This is a genomic window from Pyxidicoccus trucidator (genome assembly GCF_010894435.1).
GTDB classification, from domain to species: Bacteria; Myxococcota; Myxococcia; order Myxococcales; family Myxococcaceae; genus Myxococcus; species Myxococcus trucidator.
The window spans coordinates 413,112-432,698 of record NZ_JAAIXZ010000003.1 but is presented as its reverse complement, the minus strand read 5'-3'; the positions used below and the strand labels follow the sequence as shown (position 1 = coordinate 432,698).

Sequence of the window (19,587 nt, the reverse complement as noted above, 5' to 3'; positions counted from 1 at the left end):
GTGCTCCCTCAGACCGACCCCTCCCCCACCGCCTTGCGTGAGCAGTACCTCGCCGCGCAGCTCGCCGGAAACCGGCGGGAAGCCCTGCGCCTGCTGGTGGACGAGGGACTCCTGCGCGGCATTCCCCTCCAGACGCTGCACCTGGAAGTCATCCAGCAGGCCCAGTACGAGATTGGCCGGCTGTGGCAGGAGAACATCATCTCCGTGGCGCAGGAGCACCTGGCCACCTCCATCTCCCAGCTCGCCCTGGCCCACCTGTACCGCCACCTGCCCAGGGACCCGGACAACGGCAAGGTCGTCATGATGTCCTGCGTGGAGGGGGAGCTGCACGAGGTGGGCGCGCGCATGGCCAGCGACTTCCTGGAGATGGCCGGCTTCGACGTGCGCTTCCTCGGCGCCAACGTGCCGCCCGAGCACCTGGCGCGCATGGTCCGCGACGTGCGTCCGGACCTGCTCGCGCTGTCGGTGACGATGACGTACCACCTGCCCCAACTGCGCGAGGCCGTGAAGCACGCGCGCGCGGCCGCTCCCGGCGTTCCCATCGCCGTGGGCGGGCTCGCCTTCCGCTGGGCCCCGGACCTGGAACAGGACCTGGGCGTCAGCTTCTTCGGCAAGGACGCACGCGAGCTGGTGGCCTCCGCCTGCCGGACGCTGGGAGTTTGAACAACCATGGAGCCGCTGAGCAGACTCGTGGAAGCAAAGGCGAGCCACCTGGCCACCACCTCCGTGGCCGCGCTGTACCAGGACCCCTTCTGGGAGGCCCGCTACGGCTTGGAGCGCTCCCGTCGCTTCGGCGATGAGGACGCCGCCTTCCACGTGCGCTACCTCGTCCAGGCCCTGGACGAGCAGCGCCCCTCCGTCATGGAGGGCTACGCCCGCTGGCTGCGCACGCTGCTCGTGTCGCGCGGCATGTGCACGCGACACCTCGACAGCCACTTCGCCGGCCTGGCCCGGGCGCTGGAGGCCGAAGGCTGGGGCCCCGGCACCCTGCCCCACGACTATGTGCGCGCCGCGCGGGAGGCCCTGCGCTACCCGGAAGGGCCCGCCCACCTCCTGGAAAAGGACGCGCCCGAGCTGGCCCACGCCGCCGCCGGCCGCCTGACGCTCTACATCCTCCCCGAGGACCGCCCGCGCCTCGAAGAGGAGCTGCAGCTCCACCTGTCCTACCTCGCGGACTCGCTGGCGTCAGGACGTCCGGAGGTGATGGGCGACCATGTGCGCTGGTACGTCGGCTTCTGGCCGCGGCGCGGCTTTGGCCTGCTGGCATTTCCCAGCGTGCTCGGCATGTTGAAGTCCGTGCTGGGCTCGCGGCACCCGGAAGCACGAAACCTGCTCGCCACGGCGGGCGTGTCCTGGGAGGAGACCCGTTCATGAGGCACCCCGCCTCTCCCGATGTCCGCCTCTTCGACGACCTGAGCCGGGAGGTCACCCTCGTCTGCGACGCGCACGGCACCCTCACCTGGGTGGATGCGCGCGCCCAGTCCCTTCTCGCCGCGAAGCCGGGCCAGACGCTGCGCGGCCTCGCCGCCAGGGGGACCGAGGAGAAGGTGGACAAGCTCCTCGTCCAGGCCCGCGACGAGCGGGTGGACGGCTGGGAGCTCATCCTCTGTCGCGAGGACAAGCCGACCACCTTTGCCTTCCGCGCCCGCCCCCATGAAGGCAACGTGCTCCTGGTGGGCAGCCTGGTGCCGGAGGACTACGGCAGCGCGCTGGAGCAGGTGAGCACCACCCTCAGCGAGGTGTCCACGCTCCACCGCGAGACGGAGCGCCAGCAGCGCGAGCTCAAGCGCCGCGCGGACGAGCTGACCCGCCTCAACCGCGAGCTGGAGGAGTCCAACCGCGGCGTGCGCAGCCTCCACGTCGCCCTGGACGAGAAGGCGGAGAGCCTCCAGCTCGCCGCCGAAATCAAGGGCCGGGTGGTGGCCAACGTCAGCCACGAGTTCCGCACCCCGCTGCACTCCATCCTCGGCCTCTCGAAAGTCCTCCTCAATCCCATCAACGGGGCACTCAGCGGTGAGCAGGAGAAGCAGGTCCAGTTCATCCGCAGCTCCGCGGAGGCCCTCTTCGAGCTCGTCAATGACCTGCTGGACCTCTCCAAGATGGATGCCGGCAAGACCACGCTGCGCCACAGCCGCTTCGTGGTGAGTGATGTGTTCAGCGCGCTGCGCGGCATGATGAAGCCGCTGCTCCCGCCAGAGTCGCCGGTGGAGCTGCGCATGGTGGAGCCGGAGAACACGCTGGAGCTGGAGACGGACGAGTCCCGCCTCAGCCAGGTGCTGCGCAACCTCGTCTCCAACGCGCTGAAGTTCACCGAGGCCGGCCACGTCACCGTCTCGGTGGCCCCGGGCCCGCGCGATACGGTGGTGTTCACCGTGCAGGACACGGGCATTGGCATCGCCCCGGAGAACCACGCGCGCGTCTTCGAGGAGTTCTCCCAGGTGGACAGCCCGCTGCAGCGCAAGGTGAAGGGCACCGGCCTGGGCCTGCCGCTGGCGCGCAAGCTGACGGAGGTGCTGGGCGGCAGCCTCGCCATGAAGAGCGCCCTGGGCCAGGGCACCACCTTCACCGTCACCATTCCCCGCGTCCACACCGAGGTGGCGGAGATGACGGGGCTCACCGCGCGCAGCGAGCAACTGGACCCCAGCCGCGCCCCGGTGCTGGTGCTGGAGGACGACCGGCAGACGCTCTTCCTCTACGAGAAGTATCTGGCGCGCTCTGGCTTCCAGGTGCTGCCGGTGCGCAGCACGGAGGAGGCCCGGCGTGTCATGGAGCGCGTGCGCCCCGCCGCCATGGTGCTGGACGTCATGCTGGAGGGGGAGACGAGCTGGAACTTCCTCGCGGACATGAAGAACAGCGAGGCCACGCGCGACATCCCCGTGCTCGTCGTCACCATGATGGACCGCGAGCAGAAGGCCCGCGCGCTGGGCGCCGACGAGTTCTGGCTCAAGCCGGTGGACGAAGTCCGGCTGCAGAAGAAGCTCTCCGCCATGGCCCGCAGCGGGCCGGTGGAGCGGCTGCTCCTCATCGACGACGACGACGTCCACCGCTACCTGCTCAAGCAGCTCCTCAAGGATTTGCCCTACGTGCTGCTGGAGGCCTCCGGCGGCAAGGAGGGCGTGCGGCTGGCGCGCGAGCAGGCCCCGCACCTCATCTTCCTGGACTTCGTCCTCCCGGACATCACCGCCTTCGACGTGCTGGACGACCTGAAGGCGGACCCGCGCACGCGCGACATCCCCGTCATCCTGCACACCTCGCACGAGCTGCAGGAGGACGAGCGCACGCGCCTGGCCAAGGAGACGGCCGCCATCCTCTCCAAGCACACGCTGAGCCGCGAGGTGGCGATAACCCGCATCCGCGACGCCCTGACCAAGGCGGGGCTCGGCTCCCACGCCCTGCAGGAGGGTCACCGCCGTGGTTGAGCCCCGACTGGCCACCGTCCTCAACGTCAACGACGACGACGCCAACCGGTACCTCGTCAACCGCATCCTGGAGATGTCGGGCTTCCGGGTGCTGGAGGCCGCCACCGGCCTGAGCGCGCTGCTCGTGGCGGAGCAGCACCGCCCGGACGTCGTCGTCCTGGACGTGAAGCTGCCCGACATCAGCGGCTACGAGGTCTGCGAGCGGCTGCGCGCCAACCCCGGCACCGCGGCCATGGCGGTGCTGCACACGTCCGCCACCTTCGTCTCGTCGGACAAGAAGGTCCGCGCCCTGGACGGCGGCGCGGACGCCTACCTCACCCAGCCCTTCGAGGCCGCGGAGCTCATCGCCACGGTGAAGTCGCTGCTGCGCCTGCGCCACGCGGAGCAGGCCGCGCGCCTGCGCGCCGAGGAGCTGGCGGAGATGGACCGGCGCAAGGACGAGTTCCTCGCCATGCTGGCCCACGAGCTGCGCAACCCGCTGGCCGCCATCATGACGGCCATTGGCATCCTGGAGCGCAAGCCCACGGACGACGCCAAGGAAGCGCGCATGCGCGGCATCATCCAGCGGCAGACGCACCACCTGGCCCGGCTGGTGGATGACCTGCTGGACGTGAGCCGCATCACCCGCGACAGGGTGGAGCTGCGAAACGGCCGGGTGGACCTGCTCTCCGTCCTGCAGCAGGTGCTCCAGGTGGCGCGCCCCATCGCCGAGTCGCGCGGGCTGGGCCTGGAGGTGTCGCTGCCCTCCGTCCCGCTGTGGGTGAACGCGGACGCCACGCGGCTGGAGCAGGTCTTCACCAACCTGCTGGACAACGCCGCCAAGTACACGGACGGCGGCTCCATCAGCCTGCGCGTGGAGCGCGAGGGCGTGGACGGCTCGGCGAAGGCGGTGGTGCGGGTGCGGGACACCGGCATCGGCATTGCCGCGGACGTGCTGCCCTACATCTTCGACCTGTTCGCCCAGGCGGACACGTCCCTGGAGCGCTCGCGCGGGGGCCTGGGCATCGGCCTGACGCTGGTGCGCAAGCTGGTGCAGATGCACGACGGCGAAGTGCACGCCCTCAGCGACGGCCCGGGCCGGGGCAGCGAGTTCGTGGTGAAGCTGCCGCTGCTGCACGAGGCGGGCCTCTCCGCCGACCCGAGCCGGGGCACGGACAAGCGGCGCGGGCGGCGCATCCTCCTCGTGGAGGACAACTCGGACGCGCGGCAGGCCATGAGGGACTTGCTGGAGCTGTGGGGCCACCAGGTGGTGGTGGCGCCGGACGGCCTCCAGGGCCTGGCCCTGGCGCTGACGCAGTTCCCGGAGCTGGCGCTGGTGGACATCGGCCTGCCGGGGATGGACGGCTACCGGGTGGCGCAGGAGCTGCGCTCGCGGGTGGGCCAGAGCATCCGGCTGGTGGCGATTACGGGCTACGGCGGTCCGGAGGGGCAGGACCGCGCCCTGCGCGCGGGCTTCGACCTGCACCTCGTCAAGCCGGTGAAGCCAGACGAGTTGGATCGGCTCCTGTCAGCGCTGTGAGGCGGTGACGCGGGGGGCGCAGTGCTTCAGCGCCGGCCCAGCGCGTTGGCGACGAGGCCCAGCAGCTTCACCTTCGAGGGGTCCAGCTGGCGCACGGTGCGCAGCAGGCGCCTGACTTCGGGCCGCTCCTGGGGCGAGGGCGGCGGCTCCGCGGCGCGCGAGGTGTTGGCGTTGCCGTGCGAAGCCAGGCCCAGCAGCTCGTCCGCGGAGACGTGCAGCTCGTGGCACAGCTTCAGCAGCGTCTGGACGCTGGGCAGCATGCCGCCGCGCTCCAGGCGCCCGTAGACCTCGGTGGCCACATCGATGCGCTCGGCGACGTCGGCCTGCGTGAGCTCCAGACGGGTCCGGGCGGCGCGCGCCGCTGCTCCAATGGTGGTTGCGAGTTTCTTGTCCATGCCTTACCGACCCGAAACGTTTGGTCGCTGGCATAGGACGTATGGAGGCAGACAGACAGAACTTGCCGGGTCAGCCTCAAGTTGTTCACCCGTAGGGTTGCTGCCCACGAGGTGGACTCTCGGGGTTCGCATGGCCGTGTCGGCAGCGTGCCTCCCTCGACGGAACGCCCCTCGGGGGAGGGCTCTCGGAGTCCCTCCCGCACGCAGGAAGGGCCCGGAACGCGGGTGACCTATAACGTTGGACGGCGACTTTCCTACGGTGCCGGCAAGTCCTGTCCCCGGCTCCTCCCCCCAGGGTTGGCTCACCGCAGCGGCCTTTTATCGCCCTTTCATCGCCCCGGTGGCCTGGAGGACCCGGCCAGGCAGACCTCATGGCAACCATTTTCGGAGGCCTCACGGCCCCGGTTGCGGACCTTCCCGGCAGGGCCGCACCGCACACCGACTCGGGCTCAGGCTCCACGCCCAAGCAGGAAGCCGGGCAATTCCGTCGCCGGGCGCCGCACTTCCGGTGTGCGTGCGGGCCGGAGCGTGGGACGCCGGGTGGTGCCAGCCAGGGAGGCAGGCCCCCGAGCGTGAGCGGGGGGAATGGGAGCGGGCTACGCTGGCTTGCGATGTCCCTGGGACGGCGCAGCCTGCTGGCGAAGCTCTGTGTAGCGATGGGCGTGGTGGCGCTGCCGCTGCTGCTCGCCATCCTCGGCTATGTGCTGCCACAGCTTCGGGAGCAGCTCCGGGCGGACCGGGTGCGCGGCCTGCGCCAGGCGGTGGAGACGGCCTACGGCGTGCTGGAGGCGTACGAGGCGCGGGAGCGGGCCGGGACGCTGACGCGACAGGAGGCGCAGGCCCAGGCGGCGGCGCTGCTCCAGGGGCTGCGCTACTCGGGGGTGGAGTACTTCTGGGTGAATGATTTGGACACGAAGCTGGTCATGCACCCGCACCTGCCGGCCATGCTGGGCAAGGACCTGAAGGGCTACCGCGACGTGCGCGGCCGGGCGGTGTTCGTGGACATCGTCACGCTGGCGCACGCGAAGGGCGAGGGCTCGCTGGCGTACGCGGCCACGCGGCCGGGCTCGCCGGACGCCATCCCCAAGGAGAGCTACGTGAAGCTCTTCCAGCCGTGGGGGTGGGTGCTGGGCACGGGCGTGTACGTGGAGGACATCGACCGCGAGGTGGCCCAGGTGCGCCAGCGCATCCTCCTGGCGGTGGGCGGCGCGCTGCTGCTGGCCCTGCTGGCGGGGGCGTACGTGTCGCGGCGGGTGGTGCGGCCGGTGCGGGCGCTCGCGGACGCGGCGCACCGGGTGGCGCGCGGGGATTTGGACGTGCGGGTGGAGGTGCGCTCCGAGGACGAGGTGGGCCGGCTGACGGAGGCCTTCAACGGAATGGTGGCGGGGCTGCGAGAGGTGGTGGGGGCGCTGGTGGACGCGGCGGGGGCGACGGCGGCGGACGCCGAGCGCATCCGCGTGTCGGCGGACGCGCTGTCGCTCACCACGCGCGAGCAGTCCGAGTCGCTCCAGCGCACGGCGGAGGCGGTGCAGGGGATGAGCGCGCGGGTGTCACAGGGCGCGCAGGCGGCACGCACGGCGGCGGAGACGGCGGCGGACAACGGCGAGGTGGCGCGCGAGGGCGGCACGGCGGTGGGCCACGCGTCGAAGAAGATGGCGGAAATCGTGGACGTGGTGGAGCAGTCGGCGCGGACGGTGGCGCGGCTGCAGGCGTCCGGGCGGGTGACGGGGGAGATGCTGCGGCTCATCCAGCAGGTGGCGGACGAGACGCAGATGCTGGCGGTGAACACGGCGATTGAAGCGGCGCGCGCGGGCCAGCACGGCAAGGGCTTCTCGGTGGTGGCCGGTGAGGTGCGCAAGCTGGCGCACCGCACGCGCGAGGCGGCGGGGCAGGTGCAGTCGCTGCTCGGTCAGAACGAGGCGGACACGGCGGCGGCGGCGGAGCTGATGCGGCAGGGCACGGCCAAGGTGCGCGAGGGCCTGGGACTGTCCTCCGCGGCGGGCGACGCGCTCGCGCGGCTGGTGGCCGGAGTGCGGGAGATTGGCGGGCACGTGGAGCGGATGGCGGAGGAGAACGCGCGCCAGTCCGCTTCCGGAGAGAGCCTCGCCGGGCGCATCCATCAGCTCTCGGTGCGCTCGACGGAGTCGGTGGACGGGGTGCGGCAGATTGCCCGCTCCGTGGAGGACCTGCGCACGCGGGCGTCACGGCTGAAGGAGCTGGCGGCGCGCTTCACGGCGACGGGCAAGCCGCGCTCGTAGGGCGGCCGGAGCGGGCATCCCCCGAGGCTACGAGCAAGCCACGGGGTGGAGAGCCCTCCTGGACCTCGATGGAACCGGAAGGGCTTCGCTCAGGGAGCCCCGCCGGGAGCCTGGGCTTCCTTCGGAGGCACGGGGAACAGCGCGCGCACCGCCCGGAACGCCGCCGGATGGTAGACCGTGTGGTGATGCTCGCCCGGCAGCGGCTCGTAGTGCCACTGCAGGCCGGCGGGTGCATGCGCCTTCAGGGCGCCGACCAGGGCGTCCACTCCCTCCTGCATGCCGCCACCTTCGTCGCCGATGGACAGGTACAGCACGCGCGAGCCCGCCGGATGCGCGCGCAGTCGCGTGGCGGACTCCTTCGCGAGCGACTGGTTGTCCCACCACAGGCTCGGGCTCACGGCGATGTAGCGCTCGAAGAGCTCCGGCTGGCTCAGGAAGGTCTCCACGATGAAGAGGCCCGCCAGGGACTCGCCGATGATGGCGGACTCTCCGGTCGTGCGGTAGCGCGCCTCGACCCACGGCTTCAGCTCGCGGGCGAGGAACTCTCGGAAGGCCGCGGAGCCCCCGCTCGTCGGAAGCTCCTTCCGGTCGACCGGGTCCGAGGACGGGAAGGTGAAGTCCCGCTTGCGGTCCGTGCCCTCGATGCCGACGACCATCATCTCCCGCATCGCGTGGTTGAGGCTCGCGAGCTGGGCGAGGCCGGTGATGTGGGGGAAGTCTTCCTGCTCCCCGCCGTCCAGGAGGTACAGCACGGGGAGCCGGGTCTGCCCGTCCGCGTAGCTCGGCGGCACGTACACGTTGATGCGCCGGGTCTCCTTCAGCACGCTCGACTCGAGCGTGTAGGAGCGCGCGATGACGACGGGCCGACCTCCCTCGCCCTGCGTCACGACGGGAGGCTCACGGGTGGCCCCACCCGTGCCCGCGCACGCCATCAGAAGCATCATCCCTGCCACACCTGCTGCCCGCATCTGCATCTCCCGCGCCCCGTTCTCCGTACGTCCACCCAGGATGCCAGCGCCCCCTACACGGCGCTATCGGGGCGACGTGAGCCCTCCCAGGGCGAGCATGGGGGACGGAAGGAATGGTTATTCCGGGCTTCCGCCATCCTGCGTCAGAGGGCCTGGCTCCCCGGCGCAGGCAGTCCGCCGGAAGGAACGTTCGTTCCAGGTGTCTGTTCTCCCGAAGACACAGGGCGCGCCCCGGTGCGGGGGACTGCCCAAGAAACGTTCATCCCAGGCGTCTGTTCTCCCGAGCTCACAGGAGCCCCCTGGTGCGGGGCAGCGAAAGGGACGTTCATTCCAGACGTCCGCAATCCCAGGGGCACGGAGGGCGAAACCCTGTGCGGCATGGCCTTTGAACCTCTTGCACCACCGCAACCGAGACACAGCTGTGACACACGTACGCGCCCTCCGATATCTCCCGAAATACGACGGCAAGGCACGGAAACAGGGCCACTGTTATCCACGGCGTCCCACCGGGTGCTCCCGGCACCTATCTCGACCGAGGTGAAGGATGGAAACGGTGATGGCGCAGCCGGCGGGTCGTGAGCCGGTGGTGTTCGGACATGCGCTGGAGACGCTGCTGGCGGCGGCGGCACCTCTGACCTCGGACACGCTCGCGGCGCTGGAGCGAATCGGGGTGTCGGCGCTCCGCCCCCTGAATGCCGCCTACCCCTACGCGATGTGGCCACAGGCCATCCACCTGCTCGCGGGCGCCACGTTCATGCCCGCACGGACGGAGGAGGCCGAGTACGCACTCGGCCAGCGCTTCATCGTTCACGCGCGACACTCGAAGCTGGGCGCCGCCATGGATGACCTCGCGCGGGTGGTGGGCGCGGAGCGGATGCTGCTGCGCATGTCCCACAACCTCCGCACCACCACCAACGTCCTCGAGGCCGGAGTGACGCCGCGAAGCGAGGACACGGGCTGGGAATTGCTCCTCCGCCCCGTGGCGGAGTTCGCCAGGGCCCCGGGGCTGCCAACGGAGCCACCCCACTTCATCCGCGGCCTGCTCACCGCCGCCCTCCAGCGAGCCGGCGCGCCCGCGGCACGGGTGGAGGTGCTCCGCCATGACGCGGCCCGGGCCACCACCACCTTCCACGTCACGCTGTAGCCAGGAGCGGCCCGGCCCGGCTCAGGGCTCTGGGATGCCCGGCAGGTCGATGCGGACGGTGGTGCCCTCACCGGGCCGGCTCTCCAGCGTCAGCGTCCCCCCGTGCGCGTCCACGATGCGCCGGGCCAATGCGAGCCCCAGTCCCACACCGCCCGTCCTCCGGGCGCGGCTGCGGTCCGTGCGGTAGAAGGGCGTGCCGACGCGGTCCAGGTCCGCCGCGTCGATGCCGATGCCCTGGTCCGTCACCTCGAACTGGAGGCCGGTCCCCACCGTGCGGGCCCGCAACAGCACGGGAGTGCCGGGCTCGGAGTACTTCCCCGCGTTGTCGAGCAGGTTGTCCAGCACGCGCCGCAGCAGCACCGGGTCCGCCTCCAGCGCGGGCAGGCCCTCGTCCACGCTCACCTCCAGCCGGTGTCCAGGCCGGGACGAGCGGAAGCGACCGGCGGCCTTGTCCACCAGCGTCCGCGCATCCACGCGGTCCATGCGGAGCGTGAGCGCGCCGGTGCCTGGACCTCCCGTGGCCAGGTCCAGCCGCGCGGTGGTGAGCACGTCCTCCACCAGCCGCTCCAGCTCGGACAGGTCCTCGGTGAGGTCGGGCAGCAGCTCGCGCGCGGTGGCGGCGTCACCCTCGGCGGCCAGGTCCAGCGCCACGCGGATGCGGGCCAGCGGCGTGCGCAGCTCGTGCGACACGTTGGCCAGCAGCTCCTTCTGGCTGCGCAGCAGGTGGGTGATGCGGCCGGCCATCTCGTCGAAGGCCTCGGCCACCTCGCCCAGCTCGTCGCGGCGGCGGAAGCCGGCGCGCGTGTCCAGCTTCCCCGCGCCGAAGTCCCGCGCCACCTGTGCCAGCCGCTGCAGGGGCCCCGCCAGCGTGCGCGCGAAGGCCAGGGACGTAATCGCCGTACACACCAGCACCGCCACCACCACCAGCGAGGTGTTCTCCGGGGGCGGCCCCGGCGGGCGCATGAGCAGGATGGCGTACGCCTCCACCGGCCCACGCTCGGGAATGGGCACCGCGAGGAACGGACGCGGCGGGCCGGGGGGCGGAGGGAGATGCCGGGAGAGCTGCTGGACCTCGGCGGCGCTCAGGGCCGGAGCGGGCCGCGCCATGTTGGTGGCGATGAGCCGCCCCGACACGTCCCTCAGTGTCACCTGCGCGTCGAGCAGCCGCGCCGCCCGGTCCAGCGAGGCCTGGAGCGCGGCCGGGTCGCTCCGCAGCTCCGCCCACTCGCGGACGTTGTAATGCGCGTTGCGCGCGAAGCCGTGCCGGAAGGGCCGCTCCACCACGAGCGTGCGCGCGAAGTACAGCACGAGGCTGACGAGCACGAGCTGCGCCAACCCCACCAGGTAGATGCGCAGCAGCAGCCGGCCGGGACGCCAGAAGGAGAACCCACGACGCGGAGGGCTCAAGCCTCGTCCCCGGTGGCGAGCATGTAGCCCGCCCCGCGCACCGTCTTGAGCAGCGTGGGGTTGCGCGGGTCCACCTCCAGCTTCTGCCGGAGCCGGAAGATGTGGACGTCCACCGAGCGGTCGAACACCTCGTCCGCGCTGCCCTTCACCAGGTCCAGGAGCTGCTCGCGGCTGAGCACGCGCCCGGCACGCTCGGCGAGTACGCGCAGCAGGCCGAACTCATACGTGGTGAGGTGCAGCGGCTTGCCGTCCAGCGTGGCGCGGAGGCTGCGGGGGTCCAGCACCAGCCGCCCCGCCTGCACGGGCTGGGTGGCGGGGCCGGCCTTGCCGCGGGCGCGTCGCACCTGGGCGCGGATGCGGGCCAGCAGCTCGCGAGACGAGTACGGCTTGGCGAGGTAGTCGTCCGCGCCCGTCTCCAGACCGAGCACCCGGTCGGCCTCCTCACCGCGCGCGGTGACCATGATGATGGGCACGTCGGTGCGGCCGCGAAGCTCGCGGCACACCTCCAGGCCGTCGCGGCCGGGCAGCATCAAGTCCAGCAGGACGACGTCGAAGACGTGGCGGCTGGCCTCCGCGAGCGCGTCGGTGCCGGAGTGGGCCACGGTGACGATGACGCCGTGCTCCTGGAGGTAGCGGCTGGTGAGCCGGGCCAGCCGCTCGTCATCCTCGACGAGCAGTACCTGGATGGTGCCCTCTTCCGGGGCCGGGCGCGTGGGCTGTTCCATGATGACTGTCTCCCGCATCGCGAACTCTCCGGGAAGGTAGCAATGAAAGGCGTGGTCCGGCGGCGAGGAGGGGTCTGTGCTCGTCTTGAGGTTGCCGAGTCGAAGGACTTTTCCGCCGGGCCACGCCTGCAAGGTGGCACCCGCCTGTGTCCGTAACACTTCGCGGAGATGACGGAATGTTACGGAGCCCGGAGCTCCGACATATGCCGTAACCCGCGGTTCATCTTCAGGACATGGGCGGGGGCCAGATTGCACCGTGAAGAGTCAGGGAACCTGCCGAGCAGGCGATGGAAGGCAGGGTTGCCCGGACCCAGGTGAAACGGAGGAAGCACATGACGCTGAAGATGATGCCGTTGGTGCTGGCGCTGGCCTTCCCGATGCTGGCGTGCGCGCAGGATGCCCAGGCACAGCGGGGCTCCGGAGGCGGAGAGATGGGACCCCGGCGGCCTCCCTCGTCGCTGGAGTTGCTGCTGGAGCACCGGGAGACGCTCGCCCTCACCCCGGAGCAGGTGGGCCAGGTAAGTGAGCTGCAAGCGGCGCTGGAGGAGCAGAGCGCGCCGCTGCACGACAAGCTGGAGGCCCTGAGGCCGCCGCGCCCGCCCGGGCCGCCCCCGGACGAGGCCAGCCGCGCGGCCGGACGGGGCCCGCGAGGCGCGCCGCCCGACGCCGAGGCGAAGCGCGAGCGTATGCAGCAGGTGGAGCCGCTCTTCGCCGAGCTGCGCGCCAACGACGAGGCCGCGTACGCACAGGCGGAGCAACTGCTGAGCGACACGCAGAAGACGCGGGCGCGTGAGCTCATCACCCAGGCCCGCGAGCAGCACCGCCAGCGGCACGAGGCCATGCGCGAGCGGATGCGGAGCCGTCAGTGAGTCCCTGGCTCTGGCTGTGGCTCTTCGGAGCACCGCCAGCGGCGGCGAGGCGCTCCCGGCGTGCGGTGGCACCCACGCCACCGCGCGCCCGGAGCCAGCATCGCACCACGCCCGTCCGGGAGCACGCGCCCGGGGAGAAGACCCCGGGTGCATGGCGCAGGGACTACCGACTCGTGCGGTGCAGCTACTGAGCACCGGGCGCCCGGGCACGGCCCACGACGGCCGTGCCCGAGCGAAGTGCTTTCAGGCCACGCCGTGCGCGGCGTCAGGGCGCGCCGTGAGTGGCGCTGAGCGCGCGCCGGTCCACCTTGCCGGGCGAGGTGCGCGGCAGGGCGTCGATGAAGCGCACGGACTTCGGCGTCTTGTACCGGGCGAGCCGGCCCTCGCAGTAGGCGATGAGTGACTCCGCCGTGAGCGCGGTGCCGGGACGCGCGACGACGAGCGCTCGCGGCGTCTCGCCCCACTTCGCGTCGGGCACGCCGATGACGGCGACCTCGGCGACCTCGGGGTGGCCCGCGAGGACGCTCTCCACCTCGGACGGATAGATGTTCTCTCCGCCGGAGATGATGAGGTCCTTGCTGCGCCCGACGATGCGGAAGCACCCGTCCGCGTCTCGGCTGGCCAGGTCCCCGGTGTGCAGCCAGCCTCCTGCGAAGGTGCGCGCGGTGTCCTCGGGGCGACGCCAGTAGCCGGCGCACAGGTGGGGGCCGCGCAGGAGCAGCTCCCCCACGTCGCCCGGCTGCTGCTCGCCGTCGATGCGGGCCTCCACGTGGAAGAGGGGCACGCCGACGGCGCCCGGCTTGCGGCGCACCTCGCCGGGCGGGAGCCAGAAGTTGTTGGGCCCCGCCTCGGTGAGGCCATAGCCCGTCTTGAAGTCCACGCCCCGGTCGAAGAAGCGCTCGAAGACGGGGCCCGGGCACGGCGCGCCGCCGCTGATGAGCAGCTTGAGGCGCGACAGGTCCACCGCCTCGAAGCGCGGGTGGCGCTGCATCTCGATGAACATGGTGGGCACGCCGAAGACGAGATTCACCCTGCCCCGGTGCACGAGGTCGAACACGCCCTCCACGTCGAAGGCGCGGCACACCACGGAGGCACCGCCCACGTAGACCAGCGGGGTGGTGAAGACACTCAAGCCTCCCGCGTGGAACAGCGGCGCGTTGAGCAGGGCCACGTCGCCGGCAGCGAGCCCCCAGCTCACCACGGTGTTCGCCGCGTTGGCGGTGATGGAGCCATGGGTGAGCACGGCGGCCTTGGGAACCCCGGTGCTGCCGCCCGTGTAGCAGAGCACCCACGGTGCATCCGCCTCCAGCTCCAGCGGCGGGAGCGGCGCGGAGGACGCGGCATCCCGCTCGGAGAAGGCGCGCTCTCCGGGGCCGGGCTCCGCGAGGCACAGCCAGTGCCGCACGAAGGAGGCGCCGACGCGGACGGTGTCCACCTGCGAGCGGAACTCGGAGCCGAAGACGAGGACGGACGGCTCGGCGTCCGCGAGGAGCGCGCCCAGCTCCGCGGGGCTGAGGCGCCAGTTGAGCGGCTGGAGGATGGCGCCCAGCTTCCCGCAGGCGAAGAGGAGGTCGAGGAACTCGACGCAGTTGTACGCGAGCACGGCGACGCGGTCTCCGCGACGCACGCCGAGCGAGTGGTGCAGGAAGGCGGCGGTGCGCGACGCGGCGGCATCCCACTCGCGGTAGGAGATGCGGCGCTCGCCATGGTTGGCGTCGATGAGGGCGGTGCGGTCGGGGTCCAGCGCGGCGCGGCGGGCCAGCCAGTCATGGACGATGGGCATGGCCCGCACGCTAGCCGACCCGCCAGGGCTTGTGCCCGGCCTCTGCACGGTGGGGCCGGGCACACCCCGCCGGCTGGCTACAGCTCCGGGAAGATGAGCAGGCCGCGCGACGTGTCGACGACGTAGACGTAGCCATCCCCGGACACGTGAATGCCGATGGCGCCATCCTGGAAGCGGAGCCCCCCGGGCACATGCACTACGCTGCCGGGCCGCGGCCCCACGAGCGGGCCCGGAGGAGTCAGCGCATGTGGGACGTGGCACGGAGCCTCATCGGAATCCTCCTCGCGGTGTCCATGCTCCAGGGCACGGAGGCCGGGGCCGCGCCACGGGAGTCACGAAGTGAGAAGGTGCGGCGTGCCAGGGCCTCCGCCTCGCTGGAGCGGGAGCTCCTCCGCGCGGTGAGGGAGGCGGGCTTCGACGGCGTGCTCGACTTCAAGCGCAACGGCGAGCGCATCGCCCATCCGCCGAACGTGGACGTGGCGGTCATCGAGCTGGACCCGGAGGGCCGGCCCGTCGCGGCGGCCAACGTGCTGCTGTCGCGCGACTATCCGAAGGGGGTGGCCGTCCCCATCGACGTGACGACGTGGGGCACGACGGCGGTGCGCTACACGCGGTGGGATTTGGAGCGGTGGGACGGCGGCAAGGGCTGGTCCGACGCGACCGCCGAGGAGGACCTCGTGCCGGGACGGGCGAAGGCGAAGCTGCGCTTCATGGCGCCCTACCCCGCCTCGCTGTTCAAGCTGATGATTGCCTTCCGGGTGATGCGGCTGGTGGACCGGGGCGAGGTGACGCTCGCGCAGCCGTGGCGCTTCATCCGGGACACCGAGGACAAGGGCGAGCGGCCGGTGTGGCGGTGGATGGAGCCGATGGTGACGGAGTCGGACAACGGCTCCACCGAGGCGCTGGTGAAGCTGCTGCACGAGAAGGGCGGGCTGGCGGGGCTGAACACGGAGCTGGCGGAGCTGGGGCTGGGGACGTTGCAAGTGAACGGGACGTCACCGGTGACGGGGCGGAGCTGGAACCCGGGCAGCATCCACATGACGGCGCTGGACACGGCGCGGCTGCTGTTGCTCATCGAAGGAGGGCCGGGAGTGCTGTGGCGCACGCCGACGGGCCGCGAGGTGACGGCGGCGGAGCTGTCGCCCGCGTCGCGGGTGCACCTCCAGTCCCTGCTGGCGGACCAGGCGCTGCACGAGGCGCTGTCCTCCACGCTGCTGTGTGGCGACCCCAAGGCGGAGCGAGGTCTTCCGGCGGCGGTGCCGGCGCGGTGGGTGAATCCGAAGGACGGCACGGTGACGGCGGCGGAGACGGCATTCGGCAGGGACACGCGCCCGTGCAACGCGGCGGCGGAGGTGGCGTTCCTGCACAAGACGGGGCTGACGGAGAACTACGGGAGTGACGGTGGAATCGTGAGGGCGATGCAGGGCGAGCCGCAGCGCCACTACGTCGTCGTGTTCCTGTCCAACCTCGGGTACCGCTACTACGACGCGGCGGTGGCGAGCGCCGCGGACCCGGCGAAGGGCGAGGACGGCTTCCCCTACGTGAGCACGAAAATCAGCTACACCCAGCGCATCCCCGCGCTGGGCCGCCGCATCGACACGCTGATGAAGGAGCGCCAGCGCGGCAAGGCCCGCCCGAGTCGCTGAGCCCGCTCACGGCACCAGCACCAGCTTCCCCACCGTGGTCCCCGACTCCAGCGCCTTGTGCGCGTCCGCCACCGCGTCCAGCGGGAAGCGCGTCACCTGTGGCGACACCAGCCTCCCCTCCTCTACCCAGCCCAGCAGCCGCGCCATGGACTCCTCCAGCACGGCGCGCTGCTCGAACAGATAGGACAGGTTGAACGCGAGCACGCTGGTGTTGTCATTCGTCAGCGTGAGCGGGTCGAAGCGCGGCGTGCGCAGCCAGTCCCACGCCAGCTTCGCGTAGTTCGGCTTCCCGCCCGTGCGCGGCAGCATGGAGTGGAACCCGTAGATGACCAGCTTCCCCGGCGACGCCAGGTGCTTGTAGCTGTCGCGCAGCGTGGACGGCCCGTTCGCATCCAGCACCACGTCATAGCCCTTCGGCGCCGCCCGCTCCGCCGCCGCCCACAGGTCCTCGCGGCTCTTGTCGATGACCACGTCCGCCCCCATCTCACGCGCCGCTTCCACCTTGTGCGCCCCACCCACCACGCCCACCATCCGGCACCCGGCGATGCGCCCCAACTGCAACAGCGCGCTCCCCACCCCACCCGCCGCCGAGTGCACCAGCACCGTGGAACCGGGACGCGGGTGCGCCAATTCGAACAGCGCGTAGTACGCGGTGAGAAACACCGTGGGAAACCCCGCCGCCTGCTCCATCGTCAGCCGCGAGGGCAGCGCGAACACCTGGTGCCGGGGCACGACGACGTGCGTCGAATACCCGCCGAACCGCGTGACACCGAACACCCGCGCCCCCGGTGCCAAATCCGTGACGCCCGGGTCCACGGAGACCACCGTGCCGGCGAACTCGAAGCCCGGGGTGATGGGCCACCCCACATACTCCTTCGCCGACGCATACAGCCCCATGCGAATGACGCAGTCCGCATAGTTCACGCCGATGGCCTCGGTGGCGACCACCACCTCCCCGGGCCCAGGTGAAACCTGATTCAGGTTTTCAAGAATTTGGAGCTGCTCGTACCCACCCGCTTTGGGAATCACGACCTTGCGTGCGCGCATACACCCGTGAGTATCACGCGACGCAGCGCGACAACGTCCGCACTCGTCCACTCGCCCGAGGACGCGTGCATGAACAGTCATTACACTGTGTATCGCGCTCGAGGACTCTTCCCGTTCCGCGCGCACCCCCCAACAATCGAAGGAGAAGTCCATGCGACTGCGGCATTCGCTCTACCTCGCGGGCTCGCTGCTGCTCGGCCTCACCACTGGCTGCGGTGAGGGCCTCGACGAAGCACCCACGAGCGGAGAGCTCGGCATCGTGGAGTCGGCCGCGAGCACCAGCGGCGTCACCGCGCATTTCCGCCAGTGGCTCAGCGACAACGGCTACAGCAGCTACGACTTCGTCCGCGCGGACGTGACGGGTGGCAGCTACGGCGGCAAGGCCAGTGCCACCGATACCGTGGTGAACCAGCCCGTCATCTTCATCCACGGCAACTCGGACAAGGCCATCGGCACCGGCACCTTCGGCCAGACGGGCTGGACGAACTCCGTCGATTACTTCCTGGCCAATGGCTACAAGACGAGCGAGCTGTACGCGACGACGTGGGGCCCGGCCAACGCGGCGATGTCCGCGTACCAGTACCACTCGAAGGCGAACGTCATGAAGGTGCGCAAGTTCATCGAGGCGGTGAAGGCGTACACCGGCGCTTCGAAGGTGGACATCGTCACGCACTCCATGGGCGTGACGCTGGCGCGCAAGGCCCTCAAGGGCGGCTGGGCGAATGACTCGGCCAATGGCGGTGACTACTACGTGGGCGCCGCGCTCTCTGGCTCGGTGGACACGTTCGTCGGCATCGCCGGCGCCAACCTGGGCCTCACCTCGTGCTACCAGACGGGCCCGGGCACGCCCACGTGCGGCTCCACCAACGGCCTGTACCCGGGCTACCTCTACTTCGGCCTCGTGACGGGCCGCTCGGCGTACCTCAATGACCTGGCCGCCACGAGCGGCTACGAGGGCTCCTACCGCTACACCATCTACTCCACCGCGGACGAGGTCATCGGCTACAACGGCGTCGTCTACGGCAGCTACACCTCCCGCATCCCCGGGCAGACGGGGGAGAAGGTGTACTCGGCCTATCCCTACGGGCACTTCAACTCGAAGGACCTGACGGCGGCCGTGCAGTACAGCATGGTGCGCAGCCACACCATTCCGTAGCCAGCGTCCGGAGCGGCTCCACCCTCGCGCAAGACGAAGGTGGAGCCCTCACCGCCTCACGGACGAGGAGCGTCGGCGGGCGCCGGAGCGCCCTCCTGGCCCGGCGTCGACGGCGGCACGCTCTGCGGCATGTACGGAGTGGAGGTCGGCGCGGGGGAGGTCCCCGGCTTCGGAGCCTCCTCCTTCGGCGGCGTGCCCTCCGGCACCGCGATGCGCCCCTGGGCCGCGGCGCGCAGGAACGGCAGCACCGCCTCGTTGAAGCGGGCGGGGCAGTCGAGCTGAATCGTGTGGCCGCAGCCCTGGAGCGGCACCAGCTTCGCGCCGGGGATGCGCGACGCGCCGTACTCCATGATTTCGCGCGCCTCGCCGCCGTGGAGGAACGGGTTGGGGATGAGCCGGTCATCCGTGCCGTAGATGATGAGCGTGGGCACGGAGACGTGGTGCAGATTGTCGCGCACGAAGTCGTTGCGCGCCAGGCCCTTCACCGTGCGGACGTTGGCGTAGGCGTACGCGTCGAACTCGGGGGACTTCGCCACCCGCACGCGCTCCTCAATCAGCCACTCCAGCTCCGGCCGCCAGTTCATGAAGTTGCCCTGGCGCACGCTGCCCCAGATGGCGGCCTCCGGCGCGCCCTTGATGAACTCCGTGCTCATGACGCGCTCGAACCAGGCCTTCTCCTTCCAGGAGAACCTCTCGAAGCCCGCGGGCGACACCAGCACCAGCGCGCTCAGCGCGTCCGGGTAGCGGATGGCATAGGACAGCGACGTCTGCCCGCCCATGGAGTGCCCGGCGAGGATGGGCTTCTCCACGCGCAGCCCCTCCACCAATTCGCGCACAGCGTCGGCCATGGCCTCCATGGTGTACGGGAAGGTGCCCGGCTTGTCGGACTTGCCGTAGCCCGGCAGGTCCACCGCGATGACGTGGTAGCCCTGCTGGTGGAAGGCGTCGAGCTGCGAGCGCCAGAACTTCAAGTACGAGCCGAGGCCGTGGATGAAGACCACCGTCTTCGCGTCCGGCGCGGCGCCGGGCAGCTCCACGAAGGCGACCTCGGGGACGACGGCCATGCCGTACTGCGCGGCGGTGCGCGGCAGCGGCATCCGCTTCACGGGCCACGGCTGCTTCGTACCCTCGGAGGTGTAGTCCAGGTCCTGGAAGGAGATGGCGGACTGGCCGGCGTACGAGCGCACGCAGCCGGCGGAGGACAGCCCCGCCGCGAGGAGCAGGGCGGTGAAGGCGCGGGAGGTGCTCATG

The 19,587-nt window shown here is 71.0% G+C and carries 16 protein-coding genes and 1 pseudogene; 9 read left to right on the top strand and 8 right to left on the bottom strand.

Going from position 1 to position 19,587, the window contains the following annotated elements; all coding sequences use genetic code 11:
* Genes G4D85_RS11755 through G4D85_RS11740 form a run of 4 tightly spaced genes read left to right on the top strand, consistent with a single transcriptional unit; the run spans window position 1 to window position 4,938 of the window.
* A complete protein-coding gene (locus G4D85_RS11755) occupies window positions 1–663 on the top strand; it encodes a cobalamin B12-binding domain-containing protein (RefSeq protein WP_240359215.1) in 663 nt (220 codons plus the stop codon).
* Window positions 664–669: 6 nt separating this feature from the next.
* Window positions 670–1,374 (top strand): hypothetical protein, encoded by a 705-nt coding sequence (locus tag G4D85_RS11750; RefSeq protein WP_164011186.1) that lies wholly within the window; start codon window positions 670–672, stop codon window positions 1,372–1,374.
* Window positions 1,371–3,419 (top strand): hybrid sensor histidine kinase/response regulator, encoded by a 2,049-nt coding sequence (locus G4D85_RS11745; protein ID WP_164011184.1) that lies wholly within the window; start codon window positions 1,371–1,373, stop codon window positions 3,417–3,419. The genes G4D85_RS11750 and G4D85_RS11745 overlap by 4 nt, the downstream gene beginning before the upstream one ends.
* The gene (locus G4D85_RS11740; protein ID WP_164011182.1) at window positions 3,412–4,938 is read left to right on the top strand and encodes a response regulator; all 1,527 of its coding nucleotides are present in this window, start codon (window positions 3,412–3,414) and stop codon (window positions 4,936–4,938) included. The genes G4D85_RS11745 and G4D85_RS11740 overlap by 8 nt, the downstream gene beginning before the upstream one ends.
* Window positions 4,939–4,964: 26 nt before the next feature.
* Here G4D85_RS11740 and G4D85_RS11735 read toward each other — a convergent pair whose 3' ends face one another.
* On the bottom strand, window positions 4,965–5,333 hold the full coding sequence (locus tag G4D85_RS11735; RefSeq protein ID WP_164011180.1) for a helix-turn-helix transcriptional regulator: 369 nt from the start codon (window positions 5,331–5,333) through the stop codon (window positions 4,965–4,967).
* Window positions 5,334–5,944: 611 nt separating this feature from the next.
* Here G4D85_RS11735 and G4D85_RS50245 point away from each other — a divergent pair.
* On the top strand, window positions 5,945–7,591 hold the full coding sequence (locus G4D85_RS50245) for a methyl-accepting chemotaxis protein (RefSeq protein ID WP_164011178.1): 1,647 nt from the start codon (window positions 5,945–5,947) through the stop codon (window positions 7,589–7,591).
* An 89-nt stretch (window positions 7,592–7,680) separates the two neighbouring features.
* On the opposite strand, the gene G4D85_RS11725 is transcribed toward G4D85_RS50245, so the two are convergent.
* Window positions 7,681–8,535: an alpha/beta hydrolase gene (locus tag G4D85_RS11725; protein WP_164011176.1), complete on the bottom strand. Its 855-nt coding sequence runs from the start codon at window positions 8,533–8,535 to the stop codon at window positions 7,681–7,683.
* A gap of 568 nt (window positions 8,536–9,103) precedes the next feature.
* Here G4D85_RS11725 and G4D85_RS11720 point away from each other — a divergent pair.
* Window positions 9,104–9,703: a DUF2378 family protein gene (locus G4D85_RS11720; RefSeq protein ID WP_164011174.1), complete on the top strand. Its 600-nt coding sequence runs from the start codon at window positions 9,104–9,106 to the stop codon at window positions 9,701–9,703.
* A 21-nt stretch (window positions 9,704–9,724) separates the two neighbouring features.
* On the opposite strand, the gene G4D85_RS11715 is transcribed toward G4D85_RS11720, so the two are convergent.
* Window positions 9,725–11,110: a sensor histidine kinase gene (locus tag G4D85_RS11715; RefSeq protein ID WP_164011172.1), complete on the bottom strand. Its 1,386-nt coding sequence runs from the start codon at window positions 11,108–11,110 to the stop codon at window positions 9,725–9,727.
* The gene (locus tag G4D85_RS11710) at window positions 11,107–11,835 is read right to left on the bottom strand and encodes a response regulator transcription factor (RefSeq protein ID WP_164011170.1); all 729 of its coding nucleotides are present in this window, start codon (window positions 11,833–11,835) and stop codon (window positions 11,107–11,109) included. Before G4D85_RS11710 ends, G4D85_RS11715 begins: the two co-directional genes overlap by 4 nt.
* 332 nt (window positions 11,836–12,167) lie before the next feature.
* On the opposite strand from G4D85_RS11710, the gene G4D85_RS11705 reads away from it, so the two are divergent.
* A complete protein-coding gene (locus G4D85_RS11705) occupies window positions 12,168–12,704 on the top strand; it encodes a hypothetical protein (protein ID WP_164011169.1) in 537 nt (178 codons plus the stop codon).
* A gap of 265 nt (window positions 12,705–12,969) precedes the next feature.
* Here the strand turns inward: G4D85_RS11705 and G4D85_RS11700 are convergent, their stop codons facing one another.
* Entirely contained in the window at window positions 12,970–14,487 is a 1,518-nt protein-coding gene (locus G4D85_RS11700; RefSeq protein ID WP_164011167.1) for an acyl-CoA synthetase, read from the bottom strand.
* Between the two features lie 77 nt (window positions 14,488–14,564).
* A pseudogene (locus G4D85_RS50995) lies at window positions 14,565–14,654 on the bottom strand (LVIVD repeat-containing protein); the annotation flags it as partial.
* Between the two features lie 78 nt (window positions 14,655–14,732).
* Here G4D85_RS50995 and G4D85_RS11695 point away from each other — a divergent pair.
* Window positions 14,733–16,133: a serine hydrolase gene (locus tag G4D85_RS11695; protein ID WP_205525514.1), complete on the top strand. Its 1,401-nt coding sequence runs from the start codon at window positions 14,733–14,735 to the stop codon at window positions 16,131–16,133.
* A 6-nt stretch (window positions 16,134–16,139) separates the two neighbouring features.
* On the opposite strand, the gene G4D85_RS11690 is transcribed toward G4D85_RS11695, so the two are convergent.
* Window positions 16,140–17,180 carry a synaptic vesicle VAT-1 family membrane protein gene (locus G4D85_RS11690; protein ID WP_164011165.1) on the bottom strand — a complete coding sequence of 347 codons (1,041 nt, stop codon included), beginning with the start codon at window positions 17,178–17,180 and terminating at the stop codon, window positions 16,140–16,142.
* A 151-nt stretch (window positions 17,181–17,331) separates the two neighbouring features.
* Between G4D85_RS11690 and G4D85_RS11685 the strand changes: the two genes are divergently transcribed.
* Window positions 17,332–18,336, top strand: coding sequence for an alpha/beta hydrolase family protein (locus G4D85_RS11685; protein ID WP_164011163.1), 1,005 nt, complete (start codon window positions 17,332–17,334; stop codon window positions 18,334–18,336).
* 56 nt (window positions 18,337–18,392) lie between these two features.
* Here the strand turns inward: G4D85_RS11685 and G4D85_RS11680 are convergent, their stop codons facing one another.
* A complete protein-coding gene (locus tag G4D85_RS11680) occupies window positions 18,393–19,586 on the bottom strand; it encodes an alpha/beta fold hydrolase (protein ID WP_164011161.1) in 1,194 nt (397 codons plus the stop codon).
* Window position 19,587 lies beyond the last annotated feature (1 nt).

What these genes read in the sequence shown, in the direction of transcription:
- G4D85_RS11750 (WP_164011186.1), top strand. Translation starts at nt 670, where the DNA reads ATGGAGCCGCTGAGCAGACTCGTGGAAGCAAAGGCGAGCCACCTGGCC.
- G4D85_RS11745 (WP_164011184.1), top strand. Translation starts at nt 1,371, where the DNA reads ATGAGGCACCCCGCCTCTCCCGATGTCCGCCTCTTCGACGACCTGAGC.
- G4D85_RS11735 (WP_164011180.1), bottom strand. Translation starts at nt 5,333, where the DNA reads ATGGACAAGAAACTCGCAACCACCATTGGAGCAGCGGCGCGCGCCGCC.
- G4D85_RS50245 (WP_164011178.1), top strand. Translation starts at nt 5,945, where the DNA reads ATGTCCCTGGGACGGCGCAGCCTGCTGGCGAAGCTCTGTGTAGCGATG.
- G4D85_RS11725 (WP_164011176.1), bottom strand. Translation starts at nt 8,535, where the DNA reads ATGATGCTTCTGATGGCGTGCGCGGGCACGGGTGGGGCCACCCGTGAG.
- G4D85_RS11720 (WP_164011174.1), top strand. Translation starts at nt 9,104, where the DNA reads ATGGAAACGGTGATGGCGCAGCCGGCGGGTCGTGAGCCGGTGGTGTTC.
- G4D85_RS11710 (WP_164011170.1), bottom strand. Translation starts at nt 11,835, where the DNA reads ATGGAACAGCCCACGCGCCCGGCCCCGGAAGAGGGCACCATCCAGGTA.
- G4D85_RS11705 (WP_164011169.1), top strand. Translation starts at nt 12,168, where the DNA reads ATGACGCTGAAGATGATGCCGTTGGTGCTGGCGCTGGCCTTCCCGATG.
- G4D85_RS11700 (WP_164011167.1), bottom strand. Translation starts at nt 14,487, where the DNA reads ATGCCCATCGTCCATGACTGGCTGGCCCGCCGCGCCGCGCTGGACCCC.
- G4D85_RS11695 (WP_205525514.1), top strand. Translation starts at nt 14,733, where the DNA reads ATGTGGGACGTGGCACGGAGCCTCATCGGAATCCTCCTCGCGGTGTCC.
- G4D85_RS11690 (WP_164011165.1), bottom strand. Translation starts at nt 17,180, where the DNA reads ATGCGCGCACGCAAGGTCGTGATTCCCAAAGCGGGTGGGTACGAGCAG.
- G4D85_RS11685 (WP_164011163.1), top strand. Translation starts at nt 17,332, where the DNA reads ATGCGACTGCGGCATTCGCTCTACCTCGCGGGCTCGCTGCTGCTCGGC.
- G4D85_RS11680 (WP_164011161.1), bottom strand. Translation starts at nt 19,586, where the DNA reads ATGAGCACCTCCCGCGCCTTCACCGCCCTGCTCCTCGCGGCGGGGCTG.